Raw genomic sequence first — 3,847 nt, forward strand, 5'->3', positions numbered from 1 at the left:
TGACGGCCCAGTTGCCCTCGATTATTTCCGACGAGTTGGTGGCGCGCGGCGACTACCGCATGCCGGTGCACGCGTGCGGTTATAACTGGCTGGACTCCAACGACAGCGCCGCATCAAGACTGGCCGAGCGCATCAATGAATTGATGCACCAGTACGGTCGCAACTGCCAACAGGTGATCCTGGTCACCCACTCCATGGGCGGGCTGGTGGCGCGTCGTTGTGCGCAGTTGCCGGGGATGGCCGACAAAATCGCCGGTGTCGTTCATGGGGTAATGCCCGCTACTGGCGCGCCGGTCGCTTATCGCCGCTGCAAGGTCGGCATGAGTGACGAAGACCCCATTGCCGGCGCGGTGATCGGCCCGTCCGGCCAGGAAGTCACCGCCGTGTTTGCCCAGGCGCCAGGCGCCTTGCAATTGCTGCCGACTCAGGATTACACCCCAGGTTGGCTGCGGTTGGTGGACGAGCGCGGCGCGCCGGCCATGCCGCGTCAGCCGGTAAAAGACCCTTACGAAGAGATATATCTGCGCCGTGACCGTTGGTGGGGGTTGTTGCGTGAAGAGTGGTTGGCGCCGAAGGGTGGCAAGGCAATCACTTGGGAAATATTCGCTGACAACATCCGGAGCGCAAAGGAGTTTCACCAAGATATAGCAGGGTCATACCACCCCCAAACCTACGTCTACTACGGCAACGACGACAAACACCCCAGCTTTGAATCCATTACTTGGGAAATGCAACGCGGGTCTCGTCTCAACGGACCCAATGCCTCTCGACCCGATGCCTTCACGGTGTCCAGCCTGCAGATGCACGAGGTCCGAGACGACGGACGCAGTCCGATCTACGTAGGAGGGCAAGCCGAAGCTATCGCGCCCCCACGCGGCGACCCCGATATGCCGGTAAAAACCGTGCAGACCAGCTACTGGGAACTGCACTGCCGCATGCAGGACGGTGCCGGCGACGGCACTGTACCGGTGAGTTCTGGTCGCGCACCGGTGATGCTCGCGCGCAAGGACTCGATCCGCCAGCAGGTTCAAGCGCCCGGCTTTGACCATGAAGCGTCTTATGGCAACCCATTAACCCAGCAGTTCACCCTCTACTCCCTCATCAAAATCGCGGCAAAAGCCAAGAGGCCTCTATGCGTGGGTTGACCATTTTTTTGACATGCCTGCTGTTTGGGGCGGTCGCTGCGTGCACCGCCTTCAAACAACCCAGCGAACAGGAGAAACAAACCGTGCACCAACTGACCAGCAATATGCGCACCTGGGCGCTGGGCCGTGGGCTTATCGATGTGCCCGCTAATTGGACGGGCAGCGGGGATGTGACGCTCTACTATGGACTGGATGCCGATCACTCAATTGTTGAAGTTCGAGTGCTGGGGGAGGGCGTGACGCAGGAGCGATTTGATGCGGCCTTGAATGAGCGGGCGCGTCGAATTGCGGCGGTTAAAAACTACAAGCTGGATGATGCGTCCATGCTGGTTTCGGCGAAAATCGTTTCGCCCCAGGAAAAATTGCTGCAGTACTACAAGCAGGTAACACGTCGACAAACGTTCATTCATGAGTCTCATCTGCTAATTGATGATGTCTACGTCATGCTCAGAGCGGAGTCCTACAACGGCAATACGGATCCCGTTCAATCCCAACTGTTAAAGCTGTCAAAGGAAATCTTCAAAGTCACCCCCGACAATGCAGGCGCAGGGTTCGCGCTTGGGCCGGTTGTGATTCGCAGTCATCACGATCAGGAGATTGCGACATTCAACTTCCGTCCCCCCGCTTCGGATGTTGCGTTTGAGGTTTATGTCAACGCGTTATCGCCTAGCGAAACGAAAAGTATAAAGACCCGCACCGAGGAGGGCGCGCGGGTTTTCCTCGCAGGTGATTATGAAAACCTGCGAACGAAGAAAATCACCCTCGCGGGAATGTCGGCGGAGGAGTCCCTTATTGGCTTCAGTGATGACACTCACCGGCAAATCCTCTTCGGGGCTGAAAACTATCGCGAGAATCCTTCCCTGAGTCGTCCAAGCATGAACTTGCGTATGTCGGCGGGTGGGATAAAAAGAACCCCAATCAATCCTGACAAGCCCAAGGATTTGGTCCGCTGGACCCTGCCCGAGTTCGCCAACAAAGGTTACGAACTACCTCTGTGGCAACAACCCGCGTCACCCGACCCCGTCAACCCCTCCCTCACCGACTACGAAGCCATGGCCGTGTGGGATGCGATCCTCAAGTCCGTGCGCCTGCGCCCCAACGCGGTCGCGCCCAAGCCTGACCCTTGGGCCAACTACCGTGGGCCCAGCGCTGCAGAAGCTGCCGAAAGCAAACGAATCCTCGACGAGTTCATCGCCAGCTTTGAAACGCGCAAGCCGTCACCAGGGGGTAAAGACCAATGACCAGCGCCCCCACACCGTCTCCTGCCCAAGCCCATCGTCCGAGCGGGCCGCGCCTGTTTTTCACGTGCCTGACGCTCGCATTGCTTGCGGGATGCACCGCCTTCAAACAACCCAGCGAACAGGAGAAACAAACCGTGCACGAACTGACCAGCAACATGCGCACCTGGGCGCTGGGCCGGGGATTGATCGATGTGCCCGCCAATTGGACGGGCAGCGGGGATGTAAAACTGTATTACGGCCTGGGGGCCGATCACACATCCGTTGAGGTGCGCGTGCTGGGGGAGGGCGTGACGCAGGAGCGATTTGATGCGGCCTTGCGCGAACGCGTGGGGCGGATTGCGGCGATCAAGAACTCGGAGATGAACGATATACCCATGCTGGTTTCTGCCCGGGAAGAAACACCGCAAAATGTCCTGTTGCAATACTACATGCGTAAAACACAGCGCCAGACCTTCGTTCACGAACTTCATCTACTGGTCGACGACGTCTACGTCATGCTCCGTGCTGACTCCTTCAAAGGCAAGATCGGTCCTGTCGAGAATCGCTTGTTAAAGCTGTCAAAGGAAATCTTCAAAGTCACCCCCGACAATGCAGGCGCAGGGTTCGCGCTTGGGCCGGTTGTGATTCGCAGTCATCACGATCAGGAGATTGCGACATTCAACTTCCGCCCCCCCGCTTCGGATGTTGCGTTTGAGGTTTATGTCAACGCGTTATCGCCTAGCCAAACGAAGAGCATAAAGGCCCGCACCGAGGAGGGCGCGCGGGTTTTCCTCGCAGGTGATTATGAAAACCTGCGAACGAAGAAAATCACCCTCGCGGGAATGTCGGCGGAGGAGTCCCTTATTGGCTTCAGTGATGACACTCACCGGCAAATCCTCTTCGGGGCTGAAAACTATCGCGAGAATCCTTCCCTGAGTCGTCCAAACATGAACTTGCGCATGTCGGCGGGAGGCATGAAATCAGAGCCGATGGATCCCGACGAATCAGAGGATTTGGTCCGCTGGACCCTGCCCGAGTTCGCCAACAAAGGTTACGAACTACCTCTGTGGCAACAACCCGCGTCACCCGATCCCGTCAACCCCTCCCTCACCGACTACGAAGCCATGGCCGTGTGGGATGCGATCCTCAAGTCCGTGCGCCTGCGCCCCAACGTAGTCGCGCCCAAGCCGGACCCCTGGGCCAACTACCGTGGGCCCAGCGCTGCAGAAGCTGCCGAAAGTAAACGCGTCCTCGATGAGTTTATCGCCAGCTTTGAAACGCGCAGGCCGTCGCCCGGGGATAACGATCAATGACCGGCAACATGCGCACCAAGGCACCGGCCCTTGGGCCGATCCAATGGCTTGAAAACGGAGACCCCACATGACCGATAACCCAACGGCGCCGCGTGTTGCGCCCATGACCTACAACGCACGCGGCAATCCGGTGCATACCTGGACCCTTACGCCCAGCCATATCACCGAC

At 58.4% G+C, this 3,847-nt stretch carries 3 protein-coding genes; all 3 read left to right on the forward strand.

The window, feature by feature from the left end:
• Positions 1 to 1,145, forward strand: a 1,145-nt coding sequence (locus tag TU79_RS24785) for an esterase/lipase family protein (RefSeq protein ID WP_156418204.1), incomplete at its 5' end; no start/stop codon positions are given.
• A complete protein-coding gene (locus TU79_RS24790) occupies positions 1,133 to 2,386 on the forward strand; it encodes a T6SS immunity protein Tli4 family protein (RefSeq protein WP_057010421.1) in 1,254 nt (417 codons plus the stop codon). The genes TU79_RS24785 and TU79_RS24790, both read left to right, overlap by 13 nt.
• Positions 2,383 to 3,678 (forward strand): T6SS immunity protein Tli4 family protein, encoded by a 1,296-nt coding sequence (locus TU79_RS24795; RefSeq protein WP_057010422.1) that lies wholly within the window; start codon positions 2,383 to 2,385, stop codon positions 3,676 to 3,678. The genes TU79_RS24790 and TU79_RS24795 overlap by 4 nt, the downstream gene beginning before the upstream one ends.
• Positions 3,679 to 3,847: the final 169 nt, after the last annotated feature.

The organism is Pseudomonas trivialis, assembly GCF_001439805.1.
Taxonomy (GTDB): domain Bacteria; phylum Pseudomonadota; class Gammaproteobacteria; order Pseudomonadales; family Pseudomonadaceae; genus Aquipseudomonas; species Aquipseudomonas trivialis.